The sequence below is a fragment of the Geodermatophilus tzadiensis genome (assembly GCF_003002915.1).
Classification (GTDB): Bacteria; Actinomycetota; Actinomycetes; order Mycobacteriales; family Geodermatophilaceae; genus Geodermatophilus; species Geodermatophilus tzadiensis.
Genome location: NZ_PVTG01000005.1, coordinates 212869 through 228641, shown reverse-complemented (window position 1 = coordinate 228641; position 15773 = coordinate 212869). Strand labels below are relative to the sequence as shown.

Below are 15773 nucleotides of genomic sequence, written 5' to 3'. Positions count from 1 at the left end.
GTCCGCGTCGTGTCCCGGGCTCCTACCCGGCCCGGCTCTTCCTGAACCGGTCAAGTCAACGGGGACGTTCCGCCGTCCGGTGCCCTACCCAGCCCGGCCCGCGCCATGGGTCCACCCGGGGTGGGAGTCCGGGAAGACCTCGACCCGAGGTCGAGGCCCACCGCGGCCGGCCCCGGCGGGGTGGGGTCCGTGCGCAGTCGTGCTCTGCCCCCACCTCGTGGGCAGAGCACGACTCCCGGCGGAGGAACCTGTCGTCCGCCGTCCGCGGCGGCCGCCCGTCGCCCCACAGGGCTCTCCTGCGCCCGGGCTAGGCGAAGACGATGGTGCGGTCGCCCTCGACGACGACCCGGTCCTCGACGTGCCAGGTCACCGCCTGCGCGAGCACCTGGCGCTCGACGTAGCGGCCGACCCGGCGCATGTCCTCGACCGTGGCGCGGTGGTCGACCCGGGCCACCTCCTGCTCGATGATCGGGCCGGCGTCGAGGTCGGGGGTCACGTAGTGCGCCGTCGCCCCGATGAGCTTCACGCCGCGGTCGTGCGCCGCCCGGTAGGGGTTGGCGCCCACGAAGGCCGGCAGGAAGCTGTGGTGGATGTTGATCAGCCGCTCGGGGAAGCGGGCGCAGAAGTCGGCCGAGACGATCTGCATGTAGCGCGCGAGCACCACCAGGTCGACGTCGCCGACCAGCTCCAGGGCCCGCGCCTCGGCCTGGGCCCTGGTCCCCGGCGTCACCGGCACGTGGTGGAAGGGCACCCCGGCCCCGCGCGCCACCGGCTCGAGGTCGGGGTGGTTGGAGACGACGGCGGCGATGTCGGCGCGCAGGTCACCGGCCCGCACCCGGTAGAGCAGCTCCTGCAGCACGTGGTCGGTCCGCGACACGAACACCGCCAGCCGCGGACGGCGAGCGGCCTCCGACAGCCGCCAGGTCAGCTGCCACTGCGCGGCGAGAAGCTCCAGCGCGCCCTCCAGCTGCGGCCGGCGCGCGGCCAGCCCGGGCAGCACGAACTCCAGCCGCAGCGGGAACGTGCCGCCCACCGGGTCGGAGGAGTGCTGCTGCGACTCGGTGATGTTCGCCCCGACGTCGGCCAGCAGCCGGGAGAGCACCGCGACGATGCCCGGCCGGTCGGGGCAGCGGACCACCAGCCGCCCTCCGTCGGTGGAGACGGGGTCGTGCGCGAGCGGTGCGGCGGACACGGGCGCATGGTGTCAGGCGCATGGTGTCAAAGGCGCGCGGGAGGCCGCCCGTGCGGGCCGGTCAGACGGCGGGGAGCCGGCCGCGGGTGCGGTCGGCGACGTCGAACAGATCGCCGTACTCCGCCACCCGCGCCAGCACCTCCTCGGTGTGGAACCGCAGCTCGCCGGGGTCGGCGCCGCCCCGGACCGCGTCCACCTCGTCCCAGCCGATCGGCGCCGACACCGTCGCGTCGGGGCGGGCGCGCAGCGAGTAGGGCGCGACCGTGGTCTTGGCCGGGTTGTTCTGGCTCCAGTCGATGAGCACCTTGCCCGGGCGCAGCACCTTCTCCATCCGCCACACCACCCGGTCGGGCGTCTCGGCCGACAGCTCCTGCGCCAGCGCCTTGGCGTAGCGGGAGGGGTGCTCGCGGTCGGTGACCCGGATCGGCGCGTACACCTGCACCCCCTTGGACCCCGACGTCTTGACCACCGGGTCCAGCCCGTCGTCGTCGAGGCGCACGCGCAGCCGCTCGGCGACCTCGCAGCACTCCCGGATGCCGGCGTCCGGGCCCGGGTCGAGGTCCAGCACCAGCAGGTCGGGCAGCGCCGGCTGCAGCTTGCTGCCCACCTGCCACTGCGGCACGTGCAGCTCCAGCGCGGCCAGGTTCGCCGCCCAGGCCAGGTCGGCGACGGTCTCCAGGATCACCATCTCCAGCACCTCGCGGTCCCGGGAGCTCCCGGGGCTGGGCACGGTCACCGTGCGCACCCAGTCCGGCGCGTGCCGGGCGCTGTTCTTCTCGAAGAAGGCCTGCCCCTCGACGCCGTCGGGCCAGCGGGTGAAGGTCACCGGCCGGCCCGACAGGTGCGGCAGCAGCACCGGCGCGATCCGCACGTAGTAGTCGATGACCTGGGCCTTGGTGAAGGAGACCTCGGGGAAGAGCACCTTCTCCAGGTTCGAGACCGACATCTGCCGGCCGTCCACGCGCACCCGCTGCCGGCTCACGGGCTCCACTCCACCACGACGTCGTCCACGTCGAGGTCCTCGCGCAGCCCGCGCCAGGCCGGGTGGCGCAGCCGGCCCTCGGCGGTCCAGGCGGCGAAGGCCACCTCGCCGACCAGGCCGGGCTCCACCCACCGCGCGTCGCGGGCCACCTCGCGCGGGATGGCGTCGGCGAACGGCGACGTCCGCCGCGGGGCGAGCAGCGCGCCGAGCTCGCGCAGCGCCGCGTCGGTGAAGCCGGTGCCCACGTGCCCGGCGTAGACCAGCCGGCCCTCGTCGTCGTGCACGCCGACCAGCAGCGAGCCCACTCCCCCGGCCCGCCGCCCCCTGCCCGGCCGCCACCCGCCGACGACGACGCTCTGCATCCGCAGGTGCTTGACCTTGATCCACTCCTGCGCCCGGACGCCGGGCCGGTAGGGCGAGTCCAGCCGCTTGGCGACCACGCCCTCCAGGCCGTTGTCCCGGCTGGCCGCGTGCACGTCGGTGCCGCCGCCGCGGAACCACGGCGTGGTCGCCCACCTCCGGCCGGCCGCGCCGAGGGCGTCGAGCCGGTCGCGCCGCTCGGCGTAGGGCCGGTCGAGCAGGCTCTCCCCGCCGACGGTGAGCAGGTCGAACACGAGGTAGGTGACCGGCGCGTCCGCGGCCAGCCGGGCGACCTCGCCTCCGCCGGTGCGGTGCATGCGGTTCTGCAGCAGGCCGAAGTCCGGCCGCCCGAGCCGGTCGAGGGCCACCACCTCGCCGTCGACGACGACGTCGACGGCGGCCAGCGCCTCCGGTAGCCGACCCAGTTCGGGATAACGGGCGGTGACGTCGGTGCCGCTGCGCGCCCACAGCCCCACCCTGCCGTCGCGGACCACGGCCAGCGCGCGGACGCCGTCCCACTTGAACTCGTAGCCCCAGGCGGCGTCCTGCCCGCGCGGCGGGAGCTCCCCGGCGACGGCGAGCATCGGCGCCGGCACCGGCGGCGGGTCGGGCAGCGGCACGGGTCAGGCGCTGCGCCGCGAGGTGCGCTTGGCCGGCTCCTTCTTCGCCGGTGCCTTCGTCGCCGCTGCCTTCGTCGCCGGTGTCTTCGCCGCGGTGACCTTGCGCGCCCGGGGGCGGGCCGGCTCCTCCTCCGCGGCGGCCGCCGGCTTCTCCGCGGCGGCCTTCCTCGCCGGGGCCTTGGCGGCCGGCGTCCGCTTCGCCGGTGCCGCCTCCTCGGTGCGGCCGGCCCGGCGGGCGCGCGGCGCGGGCGCCTCGTCCTCCTCCGCGGCTCCTCCGCGCGCGCGCTCGACGCTGCGCCGCAGCGCGCTCATCAGGTCGACGACGGCCGCGCCGGGGTCGGCGGTCTCGGGTACCGGCTGCACCTCGCCGCCGGTCTGCTTGGCCTCCAGCAGCGCGGTCATCGCCTCGCGGTAGTCGTCGGTGAACTCGCCGGGGTCGAAGTCGCCGGCCATCGAGGTGATCAGCGCCTCGGCCATCTGCAGCTCCTGCGGGCGCACCGACACGTCCTCGTCGAGGAAGCCGAAGTCGGGACGGCGGATCTCGTCGGGCCAGCGCATCGTGTGCAGCACCAGCACGCCGTCGCGCACGCGCATCGCGGCCAGCGACTCACGCTGCCGCAGGGCGATCTTGGTGATCGCCACCCGGCCGGTGTTCTCCAGCGCGTCGCGCAGGAGCACGTAGGGGCGGGTGGCCGGGCCGTCGGGCTCGAGGTAGTAGGTCTTCTCGAAGTGGACCGGGTCGATCTCGGCCTGGTCGACGAACTGCAGGACCTCGATCTCCCGCCGCGTCGACAGCGGCAGCTCGGCGAGGTCGTCGTCGGTGAGGACCACCAGCTGGCCGTCGGGCAGCTCGTAGCCCTTGGCGATGTCGCCGTACTCGACCTCCTCGCCGTCGATCGAGCAGACCCGCCGGTACTTCACCCGGCCCCCGTCGGCGGCGTGCACCTGGTGGAAGCGGACGTCCTTGTCCTCGGTCGCCGAGTAGAGCTTCACCCCGATGCTGACCAGGCCGAACGAGACCGCGCCGCGCCAGATCGAGCGCATGTCCACTCCCCTTCCCCGGGCTCCGGGCCGCCGGCCGGCCGGTCCCGCAGGATAGGTGCGGGCCCCGGCCGCCGGCACGCGCTGGGCCGACGGTCTCCTCCGCCCGGGGGAAGCGGGCTGTGCTGCTGGACGGTGCTGCTGGACGGTGCTGCTGGACGGTGCTGCTGGATGGTGCTGCCGGACGCGTCTCAGGCCGACTCGGCGTGCCGGCCGGCGACGTCGGCGTCCTCGCCGTCGCCGGCTCCATCGTCCTCCTCCTCGCCGCCGGTGACGCTGCTCTGCAGCGCGTCGTAGGCGAACTGCAGGACGTCGGACCCGGCCACCATCGTCATGGTCAGCGCGGCCAGGCGGGTGGCCCGCGGCGCGGCGACGTAGCTGAAGACGAACGCGGTGCCGACCCACTGCGCCAGGCAGAACGGGCAGGTGACCAGCTCGCCGACGGCGTGCTTCCAACCGTGCTCGGCGCGCACCTGCTCGGCCAGCTCCGCCTCGCCGGAGGCGCCGTCGAAGCGGGCGAAGGGGGCGCGCAGCGGGCTGGTCACGGGGTCCTTGGCGATCCGCCGGGCCAGCCGGAAGGTGCCGACGGTGAGCAGGACGGCGTCGCCGAGCGGGATGCGGGTGGGCAGCTCCCGGCCCGACGCCCGGACGACGGCGGCGCCGGTGGCCACGGCGGCGCTGTAGACGCTCATCGCGCCCAGGAAGCCGCCCAGCGGCCGGTCCTGGCCGCCGTCGTAGGCCCGCCCCTGCTCCTCCGCCCAGCGGCGCACCGGCCCACTGATCCGCTGCACCTCGTCTGGAATCGCCATGCGCAGCCCGCTACCCGGCGGTGCCCCACCTCATGCCGCCGGCGGGCGTGGTGCACGTCCCCGCATGGGCGGCCGGGTGTCGGGTAGGCGGAGGGCAGTCCGCCGCCGCGACCCCGGTCCCGGCGGCCCGAGAGGAAGGGAACCCGTGAGCGAGGACCAGAGCGGTGCGCTGCACTCCGCCCAGAACGACGCCGACTTCCCCGACGACGAGCGCGGCCTGACCGGCGTCGCCGACGACGCCGGGACCCCGCGCCCGGAGGGCCAGACCGCCCGGGACGTGTTCCCCGAGGACGAGGGCATCCCGGAGGTGGCGCAGGACGACTCGCCCACCATGCAGTCCGCGGAGGACCCGGAGTTCGCGCCGATGCCCGGCGAGGACCCCGGCGCGGTGACCGACTTCGGCACCACCGCCCGCGAGCAGTCCGACGGCGAGTCGCTCAGCGGCCGGCTCGACCGCGAGGTGCCCGACGTGCAGCCCGGTGTCCGCGTGGCCGAGGACCCGCAGGCCGCGCAGATGCAGCTCGAGCAGGACACCTCGACGTCCTTCGACACCGACTCGGGCACCAACAAGACCGCCGACGACGTCGAGGCGACCGCCGACCGGCGCGCCGGCGGGGAGGGCCCCGAGGAGGCCGCCGTCCACGCGATCGACCCCTGACCCGGGTCGCACCCACCGCCGGCCGGCCCGGCGGGACGCCCCGGTGGCGCCCCGCCGGGCCGGTCGCACGTCCGTGGCGCCGGTTGGCGGACCGCCATCCGGTTGTCTACGTTGGGGCACGCGGTTGAGCAGGCAGCCGTGCGCCCGGCCGGCCGACCGCCGCCGGAGCGCCTTCGACCACACCGCGCCGCCGGGGGCCAGACGGCCCCGCGGGTGCGCGGCGGTAGATTGACCGGTGGCCGCGCCGCTCGGCGCGACCACTGAGAGGAGCTCCGTCCGTGACCGCATCCGACCTGCCCGCCGGCGGTCAGCCCGACGTGTCGACCGACGGCACGGAGGCACCCTTCGACGACGTGATCACGCTCTCGACCTCCACCGGTGAGGACGGCGCGGTCACGGTGACGGTCGTCGGCGAGGTCGACACGTTCACCGCCCCGGTGCTGCGTTCCTCGCTCGACACCCAGCTCGAGCAGCAGCCTCGCGAGCTGGTCATCGACCTGTCCGGTGTCCAGTTCCTGGGCTCGGCCGGGCTGGCCGTCCTCGTCGAGACCCAGAAGTCGGCCCGCGCGCGCGACGTCGACCTGCGACTGGTCGCCACCACCCGGGCGGTCACCCGCCCGCTGGAGGTCACCGGCCTGATCGACCTGTTCACCATCGTGGACAGCAGCGCGCGCTGACCCCGGCCGCGACCGCGCCGTGAGGCCCCGCCCTGGCGGGGCCTCACGGCGTTGCGGCGCCGCTCAGGCGGAGAGCAGCCGGCACACCGCCTGCTCGAGGGCCTTCTGGGCCTCCCGGTCGTCGTCGGCCTGCGCCACCGCGCCCAGCGCGTCGGCGACGGTCTCCCCGTGCTCGTACCGGTCGACCACCCGCGGGTCGACGTAGCTGGCCTTGCACACCGCCGGGGTGTTGCCCAGCTGCTCCGACACCCGCACGTAGGCCGCCCGGATCGTCTTGTTCCGCGCCGTCTTGTTCCGCGGCGGGGGCTGCTCGGCCAGCGTGGCCGCCATCAGCACCGTCGCGTTCCAGGTCCGGAAGTCCTTCGCGGTGATCTCCGCGCCGCTGACCTCCTTGAGGTAGGCGTTGATCTCGTCGCTGGTGACGTCGCGCCAGGTGCCGTCGGCCAGCTGGTAGGCCAGCAGCTCGTCGCCGGTGTCGTCGGGCCGCTCGAGCAGGTGCCGGACGACGGTGGCCGTCGGCCGGTCGGTGATCTCCACCTCGCGCTCGATGCCGCCCTTGGCGGTGTAGCGGAAGTACGTCCGCTCCCCGCGCACCGTGACGTGCTCCCGCCGCAGCGTGGCCAGGCCGTAGGTGCCGTTCTCCTCGGCGTACTCCTCGCTGCCGATCCGGAACGTGCCCAGGTCCAGCAGGCGCAGCGCGCAGGCCAGCACCCGCTCCCGGTTGAGCCCGCGGGTGCGCAGCGCCGCCGCCACCTGGTCGCGGACGTCGGGCAGCTCCTGCGCGATGGCCAGCACCCGCTCGTGCTTCTCCGCGTCCCGCCGCGCCCGCCAGGCGTCGTGGTAGCGGTACTGGCGGCGGCCGGCCGCGTCGAGACCGGTGGCCTGGATGTGGCCGTTGGGCCACGGGCAGATCCAGACGTCCTTCCAGGCGGGCGGGATGGCGATCGACCGGATGCGGTCGAGCCGGTCGGCGTCCCTGATCAGCTCCCCGCGCTCGTCGCGGTAGGAGAAGCCACGGCCGACCCGGCGACGGGTCCAGCCGGGCCCGTGGACGTCGCTGCGCCTCAGTCTCACGCCCTGTGGATGCGCACCGGGCGGGTCCGCCAAACGGTGTGGTCACCCTCCCGGGCGCTCAGCGCAGCTCGACCAGCCGCTCCAGCCCGCTGACCTCGAGGATGTGCCGGGTCACCCCGCCGTCGGGGGCGTGCACCACGAGCCGCCAGCCCTCGGCCTCGGCGATCGCGGCCACCGCCAGGACCACCCGCACGGCGGCGCTGCTGAACAGGGTGACCGAGGTGAGGTCGAGCTCCACGCGGACCGTGCCGCCGTGGCTGGCCTCCAGCAGCCGGATCCGCAGCTGGTCGGCGCTGACCATGTCGACGTCGCCGGAGGCGCGCACCACCGGGCTGCCGCCCTCCCGGTCGACGACGACGGTCGCGCTGGTGCCGCCCGTGGGGTGCTCGGGCTCCTCGTCGGGCGACTGACGCAGCCGGGTGCGCAGGGTGACCGTGGTGCCGTGCTCGCCGCGCACCACCATGCCGTCGACGAGCTGCCGCATGATCAGCAGCCCGCGGCCGCGGTCGCCGGGGTCGCGGTCGGGTGGGCGCCAGGTGCCCTCGTCGTGCACGGTCACGGTCAGCACGCCGTCGACGTCGACCGCCGCGGTCACCTGCACGGGCCCGGGCTCGGTGTCGCGGTAGGCGTGCTCGGCGGCGTTGGCGCAGGCCTCCCCGACGGCGACCATGACGCCGACCCGGTCCTCCTCCCCCATCCCGAGGGCGGTGAGCCACGCGCCGAGCCGCCGGCGCACCGCCGGCAGGGACGCCGGGACGGCGAGCAGGTCCATCTGCAGCGGCTGGACCGAGTGCGCGCGGCGGTGCGCGACCAGGACGGCGATGTCGTCGGGCTGGGCCCCGCCGGTGAGCAGCCCGCCGGCGATCACGCCCGCGAGGCCGGCCATCGCCTCGCCGTCGAGGGCGGCAGGGTCGGCCAGCGCGGCGCTCGCCGCCTCCACGAGCCGGGCCATGCCCTGGGCCGGCGGGGGGCCGGGGGCGGCGACCGCGCCGTCGGAGTAGAGGACGAGCGTGGCGCCGGGTTCCAGCTCGGCCCGGGCCACCGGTGTCGGGGCGCCGGGCATCGTGCCCAGCGGCGGGCGGGCGGTGACCGGCAGGTAGCCGCTGCTGCCGTCGGCGTGCACCAGCAGCGGCGCGGGGTGCCCGGCGGCGGCGTAGCTGATCGCGCCGGTGGCGGCGTCGAGCACGGCGTAGAACACCGAGGCGCCTTGCACGTCCTCCATCTGGGCGGCGAAGTCGTCGAGGGCGGCGAGCACCGCCGCGGGCGCCGGGTCGCGCAGCGCGCTGGAGCGCAGCGCGCCGCGCAGCCGGCTCATCGCCGCCGCCGCGGGCACGCCGTGGCCGACGGCGTCCCCGATGACCAGCGCCAGCCGGCCGTGGCCGATCGGCACCGCGTCGTACCAGTCCCCGCCGGCCGCCCGGACCGAGCTGGCCGGGTGGTAGCTGCCCGACAGCCGCACGTCGGGCAGCAGCGGCAGCGACGGCGGGAGCAGGGAGTGCTGCACCGGGTCGACGACGACGCCGCCCGTCGCTCCCTGGGTCACCGGGGCCGGCCGGTCGTCGGCACCCTCCACGACCAGCACGACGCCGGGGTCCCCCGCGGCCGGCAGGGGGCTGAGCGTGACGGTGACCGAGGGGCCGTCGGCGTCGAGGACGCCGGTGAGCGTCTCGGGGCGGCCCGACCGGAGCACCGCGGCGACGACGTCGGCGACCGCCCGCCCGCCCACGACCGGGAGGGCCGCGGGGTCACCGCCCAGCTCCCGGGCCCGGGCGTTGGCCCACAGCGTGCGCGGGCCGGGCCCGGAGAGGAACCACAGCGCCGAGGGAGCGTGCTCCAGAGCCGCGACGAGTGCGGCCGGGCCCGCGTCCTCGACGGGACGGGGCCCCGGCGGCAGGCTGCCCTGGCTGGCGTTCATCCGGGCCTAGCAGACAACAGGGCGGTGCCCTCGGCAACCGCGCGCGGGCGGGTCGGCGGCGGGCCACCGGGACGGGGAGCCGCGGAGTTTGGCGACCCGCCCAGGCCGGGTATGGCGGCTCGCTGGCACGGATCCGGTCGGGGGTCTGCACCCACGCGCGGCCCGGGTCGCGCGACGGGGCAGACTGGAGTCCGGACACCGGGCCCACAGGCGAGGCCGGTACCGAGCCGGCCCCCGGAGGGGGACCCCCGCGGGCAGCCGGCGCGACGGACCTGAGGAGCAGACGACGGATGGCGGACCCGAGGAGTGCCCACGCCCAGGTCGGGCGGCGCGCCGAGCGACTGGAGCTGCGCGTGCCCACCACGCCGAGCCAGCTCCCGGCGGTGCGCGCGATGGCCGGTGACCTGGCGATCCGCATGGACTACGACCTCGACTCGGTCGAGGACCTGCGCCTGGCCGTGGACGAGGCCTGCGCGACGCTCTCGGCGATCGCCGACGGCGACTCCCCGCTGACGGTGGTCTTCGAGACCACCCGCGCCGGGCTGCACATCGACGCCTGGGTGCCGGTCGCGGAGGGCACCGCGGTGCCCCGCGACGGCTTCGGCTGGGCGGTGCTGCAGACGCTGGCCGACAACGTCGACGGGCGCACGGCGACGCAGGCCGACGTCCCCGCCGGCGACGGCGGCGGCGACCCGGTGGGCGTCATCTCCATGGACAAGTACCTGCCCGGCCAGCGGCCGGGCGAGCTCGTCGGCGGCGCGGGCCAGAACCGCTCGGTCGCCCCGTGACCCCGGCGGCCGCCAGCCGACGGGCCGTCGAGGAGGACCCCCTGCACGACGACACGTCCGGGACCCCGGAGGGTCCGGTCGAGGAGACGCCCGCGCCCGCGGCCCGTTCCGCCACGACCGGCAGCAGTGCCGACGCCGACACCGAGGACAGCGCCGCCGAGGACACCGACGCCGAGGACACCGACGCCGAGGACACCGGCACCGAGGACACCGGCACCGAGGAAACCGGCACCGAGGACACCGGCACCGAGGACACCGGCACCGCTCGCGAGCCCGACGCCGCGCCGGTGTCGGACAACCGGCGCCGGGCCGAGCGGACCGCCCCGCTGTTCGCCGAGCTCGCGACGCTGGAGAAGACCGACCCCCGCCGCGAGCGGCTGCGCGAGATCCTGGTCGAGGAGCACCTGCCCCTCGTCCGGCACTTCGCCCGCCGCTTCAGCAACCGCGGCGAGCCCTTCGACGACCTGCTGCAGGTGGGCACGCTCGGCCTGATCGCGGCCATCGACCGGTTCGACCCGACCCGCGGGGTGGAGTTCCTCTCCTTCGCCGTCCCCACCATCACCGGGGAGATCAAGCGGCACTTCCGCGACCAGGGCTGGTCGGTGCGTGTGCCGCGGCGGCTGCAGGAGCTGCACCTGTCGCTGAACTCCGCCGTCGGCGAGCTGGCGCAGAAGAACGGCCGCGCGCCGACGCCCTCGGAGCTGGCTGAGCACCTGGGCATCCCGCGCGAGGAGGTGCTCGAGGGCCTGGCGGTGGCCAACGCCTACCGCAGCAGCTCCCTCGACGAGCGGCTCTCCGGCGAGGACGACTCCCCCACGCTGGCGGCCACGCTCGGCGAGGAGGACGCGGCGCTGGAGGGCGTGGAGTACCGCGAGTCGCTGCAGCCGCTGCTGGCCACCATCCCGGCCCGCGAGCGCCGCATCCTCATCCTGCGGTTCTTCGGCAACATGACCCAGTCGCAGATCGCCGCCGACATCGGCATCTCGCAGATGCACGTGTCGCGGCTGCTGTCCCAGACCCTGGCCAAGCTCCGCGAGGGCCTGCTCAAGGACTAGCTCGTCAGGCCGGCGCGGGGTTGCCGTTCTGGTGCTGCACCTCGGCGGCGATCTGGGGCAGCGGCGGCGGGGTCGGCAGCGCCGGGTCGTCGTCGGCGATGCTGCGCAGCTCGATCTTCGCCTCGGGCTGCTCGGCGGCCGGCGGCAGCTGCGACTCGAACCAGCCGCTGGTGTCGATCGGGCGGGCCGGCGCGGCGCCGTCGCCCGGGGCCGGGACGTCGAGGAAGGACCGCTCGCCGTCGGCCCCGCCGAGCCTGCCCAGGCCCTCGAGCGCCCGGCTGAACTCGCTGGGGACGATCCACATCTTGTTGGCGTCGCCCTGCGCGATCTGCGGCAGCGTCTGCAGGTACTGGTAGGCCAGCAGCCCCTGGTCGGGCCGGCCGTCGTGGATGGCCTGGAAGACCGTCTCGATCGACTTGGCCTGCCCCTGCGCCTGGAGGAACAGCGCCGCGCGCTCGCCCTCGGCCCGCAGGATGCGGCTCTGCCGCTCGGCCTCCGCCTGCAGGATCGCCGCCTGCTTCTCACCCTCGGCGGACAGGATCGCCGCGGCCTTCTGCCCCTCGGCCGAGGTGATCGCGGCCTGCCGCTGACCCTCGGCGGTGAGGATGATCGCCCGCTTGTCGCGGTCGGCGCGCAGCTGCTTCTCCATCGAGTCGCGGATCGACGGCGGCGGCTCGATCGCCTTGATCTCCACCCGCGCCACGCGCAGCCCCCACGGGCCGGTGGTGCCGTCGAGCACCTCGCGCAGCTGGCTGTTGATGCCGTCGCGGCCGGTCAGCGACTGCTCGAGGTTCAGCCCGCCGACGACGTTGCGCAGCGTCGTGGTGGTCAGCTGCTCCATGCCGGTGATGTAGTTCGCGATGCCGTAGACGGCCAGTCGCGGGTCGGTGACCTGGAAGTAGACGACGGTGTCGATGCCCACCTGCAGGTTGTCGGCGGTGATCACCGGCTGCGGCGGGAAGGAGACCACCTGCTCGCGCAGGTCCACCGTCGCGCGCACGCGGTCGATGAACGGCACGAGCAGCGAGAGGCCCGGCGAGAGCGTGCGGCTGTAGCGACCGAGCCGTTCGACCACCTTGGCCTGGGCCTGCGGGACGATCGTGACCGCCTTGACCACGACCAGCACGAACACCAGCGCCACGACGACGAGGGCGATGAGGGCGGCGTCCACGGGGTTCCTCCTGAGCTGGTCGGTGGTGCTCGCCCCCGATCCTCCCGTGCGCGGGGCCGCCGGTCACGCCCCTGCGGCGCGGGTCACCCCAGTTCGAGGGCCTCGCCGACGACGGCGGTGGCGCCGTCGACGTGGAGGATGCGCACGGTGCTGCCGACGTCGAAGACCTCGTCGCCGAACTGGGTGCGGGCGCTCCACTCGTCGGCGCCCACCTGGATGCGGCCACTGGAGCGACCGACCGGCCGGGTGACCGTGGCGGTGCGGCCGACCAGGGCCTGCACGCCGTCGACGTGCCCGGGCACCCGGCTGTCGAGGCGGGCCCGGGCGGCGGGCCGGGCGACGGCCAGCAGGATCGCCGACACCACGATGAAGGCCACCACCTGGACCGCCAGCCCGGCCCCGAGCAGCGCGACGGCGCCGCCGCCGAGCGCGCCGCCGGCGAGCATCAGCAGCACCAGGTCGCCGCTGGCCACCTCACCGGCGACCAGCAAGCCCGAGGCGACCAGCCAGAGCACCCACGCAGCCATGCCCCCAGTCTCCCAGGTCGGCCCGCGGCGGCGGGGTCCCGCTCGCGCCGACGTAACCTCGCCGGGTGCACGACCTCCCCGCCGGCCGGTTCGCGGTCTGGGCGACCGCCTGGCTCTCCGGCCGCACGCCCTACGACACCGCGCTCGACGCGCTGACCGACGACCGCGCGCACCGGGTCACCGGGCTGCCCGGCACGTCGGACGCCGTCCCCCTCGGGTGGGCGCTGAGCGCGCTGCGCGGACTCGGCGAGCGGCGCGTCCGGCTGGTGCTGCCGGTGCCCGGCGACGTCCGCGGGCTGCCGCGCGCGCCGGGGCTGGCCGCGCTGGCCACCGAGGCCGGGCAGGCCGCCGTCGGCGAGCACGTGGCGCTGGTGCCCGAGGAGCTCGGCCCGGAGGTCACCGCCTGGACGGCGTTCCCGCTGGACGGCGTCCCGCCCGCGCCGCCGCCGGTGGAGGGCTCGCTGCGCGCGGTGTCCGGCGCGCTCGACCTCGCCGTCGGCGACGCGGCGCGCACGCTGGCCGCCCTGGACCTCGCCCGCTGGAACCCCGAGGTGCCGGCGCTGCTGGCCGGGCTGGGCAGCGCGCAGGCGCCGGGCCTCCCCCCGGACACCGACCCGCTGGCGCTGTCGGTGCTGGCCCGCGCGCGGCGGCTGGCGCGGGTGCTCGACCTGGCGACGGCCGACGCGCCGGGCGCCGCGGTCACCCACGCCCAGGCCGCCGCCCGCGACGACGCGCTGCGCCCGCTGGCCACCGCCGTCCGCGAGGCCACGGTCGCCGCCTGCAACGCCGTCCCCCGCTGACCGCCCCCTCCTCAGGGACGGCGGGCGGTGACCAGCCAGGCCGCGGAGCCGAGCTCGACGCCGTCCGGGCCGGTGTGGGCCTCGAGCCGCCGCCGCAGGTCGGCCACCGCACGCTCCCGGGCGGCGTCGTCCAGGCCCTCGAGCAGCCAGCCGGCCAGGCCGAGCACGAACGTCAGCGCGTCGTCGGCGTCGGTCCCGAACCACTCCGGCTCGCGCAGACCCTCGACCTCCACCTGACGGTGACCCGCGGCGGCCAGCACCTCCCGCACCCGCCCGGGGTCGGCGAGGGAGAACGGGCCCGGGGCGCCCGGGGGCGGCGCCGGCAGCGGGCGCCCGGCGGCCAGGGCGCCCAGGATCTCGGTCATCCACTCGTTGGCCTCGAGCGCCTGCCACACCAGCAGCACGAGCCGGCCGCCGGGCACCAGCGCCCGGCCGACGTTGGCCAGCGCGGCGACCGGGTCGGCGAAGAACATCGCGCCGGTGCGGCTGATGGCCACGTCGAAGGCGGCCGGCGGGAAGGCGGCCACCTGGGCGTCGGCCTGCTCGAACCGGACGCCGGTCAGCCCCTCGTCGGCGGCGCGCCGGCGGGCGACCTCGAGCATCGCCGAGGACAGGTCGACGCCGAGCGCGTCCCCGGTGCGGCGCGCCGCCTCCCGGGTCGTGCGGCCGGTGCCGCAGCCGACGTCGAGGACCCGCTCCCCCGGCCGCAGGTCGGCCGCGGCGAGGAAGGCGGCGTCGTAGCGGGCCACGGCCCGGTCGAAGCGGTCGGCCTGGGCGGCCCAGTACGCCCCCTGCGCGCCGTCCCAGGCGCCCAGCTGTGCGGCGTTGGCGGGGTGGACGTCGACCACGGCTCACCGTCCTCGGCAGGCCCCCGGTCTACTCGCGGCACGGACCCGCGTCAACGCGCCGCGGCGCGGCGGCTCAGGCGGGGCGGGCCGCCGGGCGCTGGACGAAGCAGCACGCGGCGGGGCAGTTCGTGCCCAGGCGCGGCTCGGCGCCCGCGCGCCGCTCCTCGAGCAGCTCGCGCACCATCGCCACGAACGCCGGGTGGGTGCCCGCGGTGCCGGCCCGGACGAAGACCAGCCCGAGCTCCCCGGCGGTCTCCTCCGCCTCGTGGTCGAGGTCCCAGACCACCTCGAGGTGGTCGCTGACGAACCCGACCGGGAACAGCACGACCGCCGTCTCGCCGTTCTCGTGCAGCGCCCGCAGGTGGTCGTTGACGTCGGGCTCGAGCCACGGCACCGAGGGCGGGCCGCTGCGGCTCTGCCACACCAGGTCGACGGGCCGGCCGGGCTCGACGGCGTCGACGACGGCGCGCGCGGCGGCCTGCAGCTCGGCCTCGTAGGCGTGCCCGTCGGGCCCGGCGACGGCGGCCATCGAGACGGGGATGGAGTGCGCCGTCGCCACCAGCCGCGCCGTCGCGCGGTGCTCCTCGGGCAGCTGCGCCAGCGCGGCGGCCAGGGCGTCGGCGTTGGCCCGCACGAAGCCCGGGGCGTCGGAGTAGTGCGGCAGCTTCTCCGCCGTCGGCCCTCCCCCGGTGGCGATCCGGGCCCGGGCGACGTCCTCGTGGTACTGCCGGCAGCCGGAGTACGAGGCGTAGGCGGAGGTGGCCAGCACGTAGACGTGCTCGATGCCGTCGTCGGTCATCTGCTGCCAGACGTCCTCGACGTAGGGGTCCCAGTTGCGGTTGCCCCAGTAGACGGGCAGGTCGACGCCGTGCGCGGCCAGGTCGGCCGCGACGGCGGCGACGAGCGCCTCGTTCTGCTCGTTGATCGGGCTGACGCCGCCGAAGTGGTGGTAGTGCTCGGCGACGTCGAGCAGCCGCTCGGGCGGGACGCCGCGGCCGCGGGTGACGTTCTCCAGGAACGGCATGACGTCGTCGGAGCCGCGGGGACCGCCGAAGGAGAGCACCAGCAGCGCCTCCCGGCGGCCGGCCGGTGCGGGGGACGCCGCCGGCGGCGTCCCCCCGTTGTTGCGGACGGCGAGCGAGGGGTCCTCGTCGGGTCGCTGGCCGGGGTGCAGGTCGACGGTGGCGCGGGGCACGGACTTCCTTCGGGAGGACGGGGTCGATCGGATGCGCTCACACGCCGACGGCGTGGCTCTG

Annotated in this window: 16 protein-coding genes; 5 read left to right on the top strand and 11 right to left on the bottom strand. The window is 76.1% G+C overall.

Features of this window, described 5'->3' with window-relative positions:
• Positions 1-307 precede the first annotated feature (307 nt).
• The 5 genes from purU to LY71_RS09400 all read right to left on the bottom strand — a co-directional run bounded on the left by purU (position 308) and on the right by LY71_RS09400 (position 5004).
• On the bottom strand, positions 308-1192 hold the full coding sequence (purU, locus tag LY71_RS09420; protein WP_106276701.1) for a formyltetrahydrofolate deformylase: 885 nt from the start codon (positions 1190-1192) through the stop codon (positions 308-310).
• Positions 1193-1253: 61 nt separating this feature from the next.
• A complete protein-coding gene (gene ligD, locus LY71_RS09415; RefSeq protein WP_245887789.1) occupies positions 1254-2174 on the bottom strand; it encodes a non-homologous end-joining DNA ligase in 921 nt (306 codons plus the stop codon).
• Positions 2171-3154: a non-homologous end-joining DNA ligase gene (gene ligD / locus LY71_RS09410; RefSeq protein WP_245887788.1), complete on the bottom strand. Its 984-nt coding sequence runs from the start codon at positions 3152-3154 to the stop codon at positions 2171-2173. Before ligD (LY71_RS09410) ends, ligD (LY71_RS09415) begins: the two co-directional genes overlap by 4 nt.
• Positions 3155-3157: 3 nt before the next feature.
• Positions 3158-4198, bottom strand: coding sequence for a non-homologous end joining protein Ku (gene ku, locus LY71_RS09405; protein WP_106276700.1), 1041 nt, complete (start codon positions 4196-4198; stop codon positions 3158-3160).
• 188 nt (positions 4199-4386) lie between these two features.
• Positions 4387-5004 (bottom strand): DUF1360 domain-containing protein, encoded by a 618-nt coding sequence (locus LY71_RS09400; RefSeq protein WP_106276699.1) that lies wholly within the window; start codon positions 5002-5004, stop codon positions 4387-4389.
• Positions 5005-5149: 145 nt separating this feature from the next.
• Between LY71_RS09400 and LY71_RS09395 the strand changes: the two genes are divergently transcribed.
• Together LY71_RS09395 and LY71_RS09390 are read left to right on the top strand one after the other, a co-directional pair.
• On the top strand, positions 5150-5662 hold the full coding sequence (locus LY71_RS09395; RefSeq protein ID WP_170121287.1) for a hypothetical protein: 513 nt from the start codon (positions 5150-5152) through the stop codon (positions 5660-5662).
• A 278-nt stretch (positions 5663-5940) separates the two neighbouring features.
• Entirely contained in the window at positions 5941-6339 is a 399-nt protein-coding gene (locus LY71_RS09390) for an STAS domain-containing protein (protein WP_106276698.1), read from the top strand.
• A 63-nt stretch (positions 6340-6402) separates the two neighbouring features.
• Here the strand turns inward: LY71_RS09390 and LY71_RS09385 are convergent, their stop codons facing one another.
• Together LY71_RS09385 and LY71_RS09380 are read right to left on the bottom strand one after the other, a co-directional pair.
• Complete coding sequence (locus LY71_RS09385) at positions 6403-7413, bottom strand: DNA topoisomerase IB (protein WP_106276697.1); 1011 nt, start codon at positions 7411-7413, stop codon at positions 6403-6405.
• A 58-nt stretch (positions 7414-7471) separates the two neighbouring features.
• Complete coding sequence (locus LY71_RS09380) at positions 7472-9328, bottom strand: SpoIIE family protein phosphatase (protein ID WP_106276696.1); 1857 nt, start codon at positions 9326-9328, stop codon at positions 7472-7474.
• A gap of 290 nt (positions 9329-9618) precedes the next feature.
• On the opposite strand from LY71_RS09380, the gene LY71_RS09375 reads away from it, so the two are divergent.
• Positions 9619-10116, top strand: coding sequence for an ATP-binding protein (locus LY71_RS09375; RefSeq protein ID WP_106276695.1), 498 nt, complete (start codon positions 9619-9621; stop codon positions 10114-10116).
• On the top strand, positions 10113-11171 hold the full coding sequence (locus LY71_RS09370; RefSeq protein WP_106276694.1) for an RNA polymerase sigma factor SigF: 1059 nt from the start codon (positions 10113-10115) through the stop codon (positions 11169-11171). The genes LY71_RS09375 and LY71_RS09370 overlap by 4 nt, the downstream gene beginning before the upstream one ends.
• A gap of 4 nt (positions 11172-11175) precedes the next feature.
• On the opposite strand, the gene LY71_RS09365 is transcribed toward LY71_RS09370, so the two are convergent.
• Together LY71_RS09365 and LY71_RS09360 are read right to left on the bottom strand one after the other, a co-directional pair.
• On the bottom strand, positions 11176-12342 hold the full coding sequence (locus LY71_RS09365) for an SPFH domain-containing protein (protein ID WP_106276693.1): 1167 nt from the start codon (positions 12340-12342) through the stop codon (positions 11176-11178).
• Positions 12343-12425: 83 nt separating this feature from the next.
• Positions 12426-12869 (bottom strand): NfeD family protein, encoded by a 444-nt coding sequence (locus LY71_RS09360; RefSeq protein ID WP_106276692.1) that lies wholly within the window; start codon positions 12867-12869, stop codon positions 12426-12428.
• A 65-nt stretch (positions 12870-12934) separates the two neighbouring features.
• Here LY71_RS09360 and LY71_RS09355 point away from each other — a divergent pair, with 65 nt between their 5' ends.
• On the top strand, positions 12935-13669 hold the full coding sequence (locus LY71_RS09355) for a hypothetical protein (RefSeq protein WP_106276691.1): 735 nt from the start codon (positions 12935-12937) through the stop codon (positions 13667-13669).
• Positions 13670-13680: 11 nt separating this feature from the next.
• Here the strand turns inward: LY71_RS09355 and LY71_RS09350 are convergent, their stop codons facing one another.
• Complete coding sequence (locus tag LY71_RS09350) at positions 13681-14517, bottom strand: class I SAM-dependent methyltransferase (RefSeq protein WP_106276690.1); 837 nt, start codon at positions 14515-14517, stop codon at positions 13681-13683.
• 73 nt (positions 14518-14590) lie between these two features.
• Positions 14591-15712, bottom strand: a complete 1122-nt coding sequence (locus LY71_RS09345) for a ferrochelatase (RefSeq protein ID WP_106276689.1) — start codon at positions 15710-15712, stop codon at positions 14591-14593.
• Between the last annotated feature and the right edge of the window lie 61 nt (positions 15713-15773).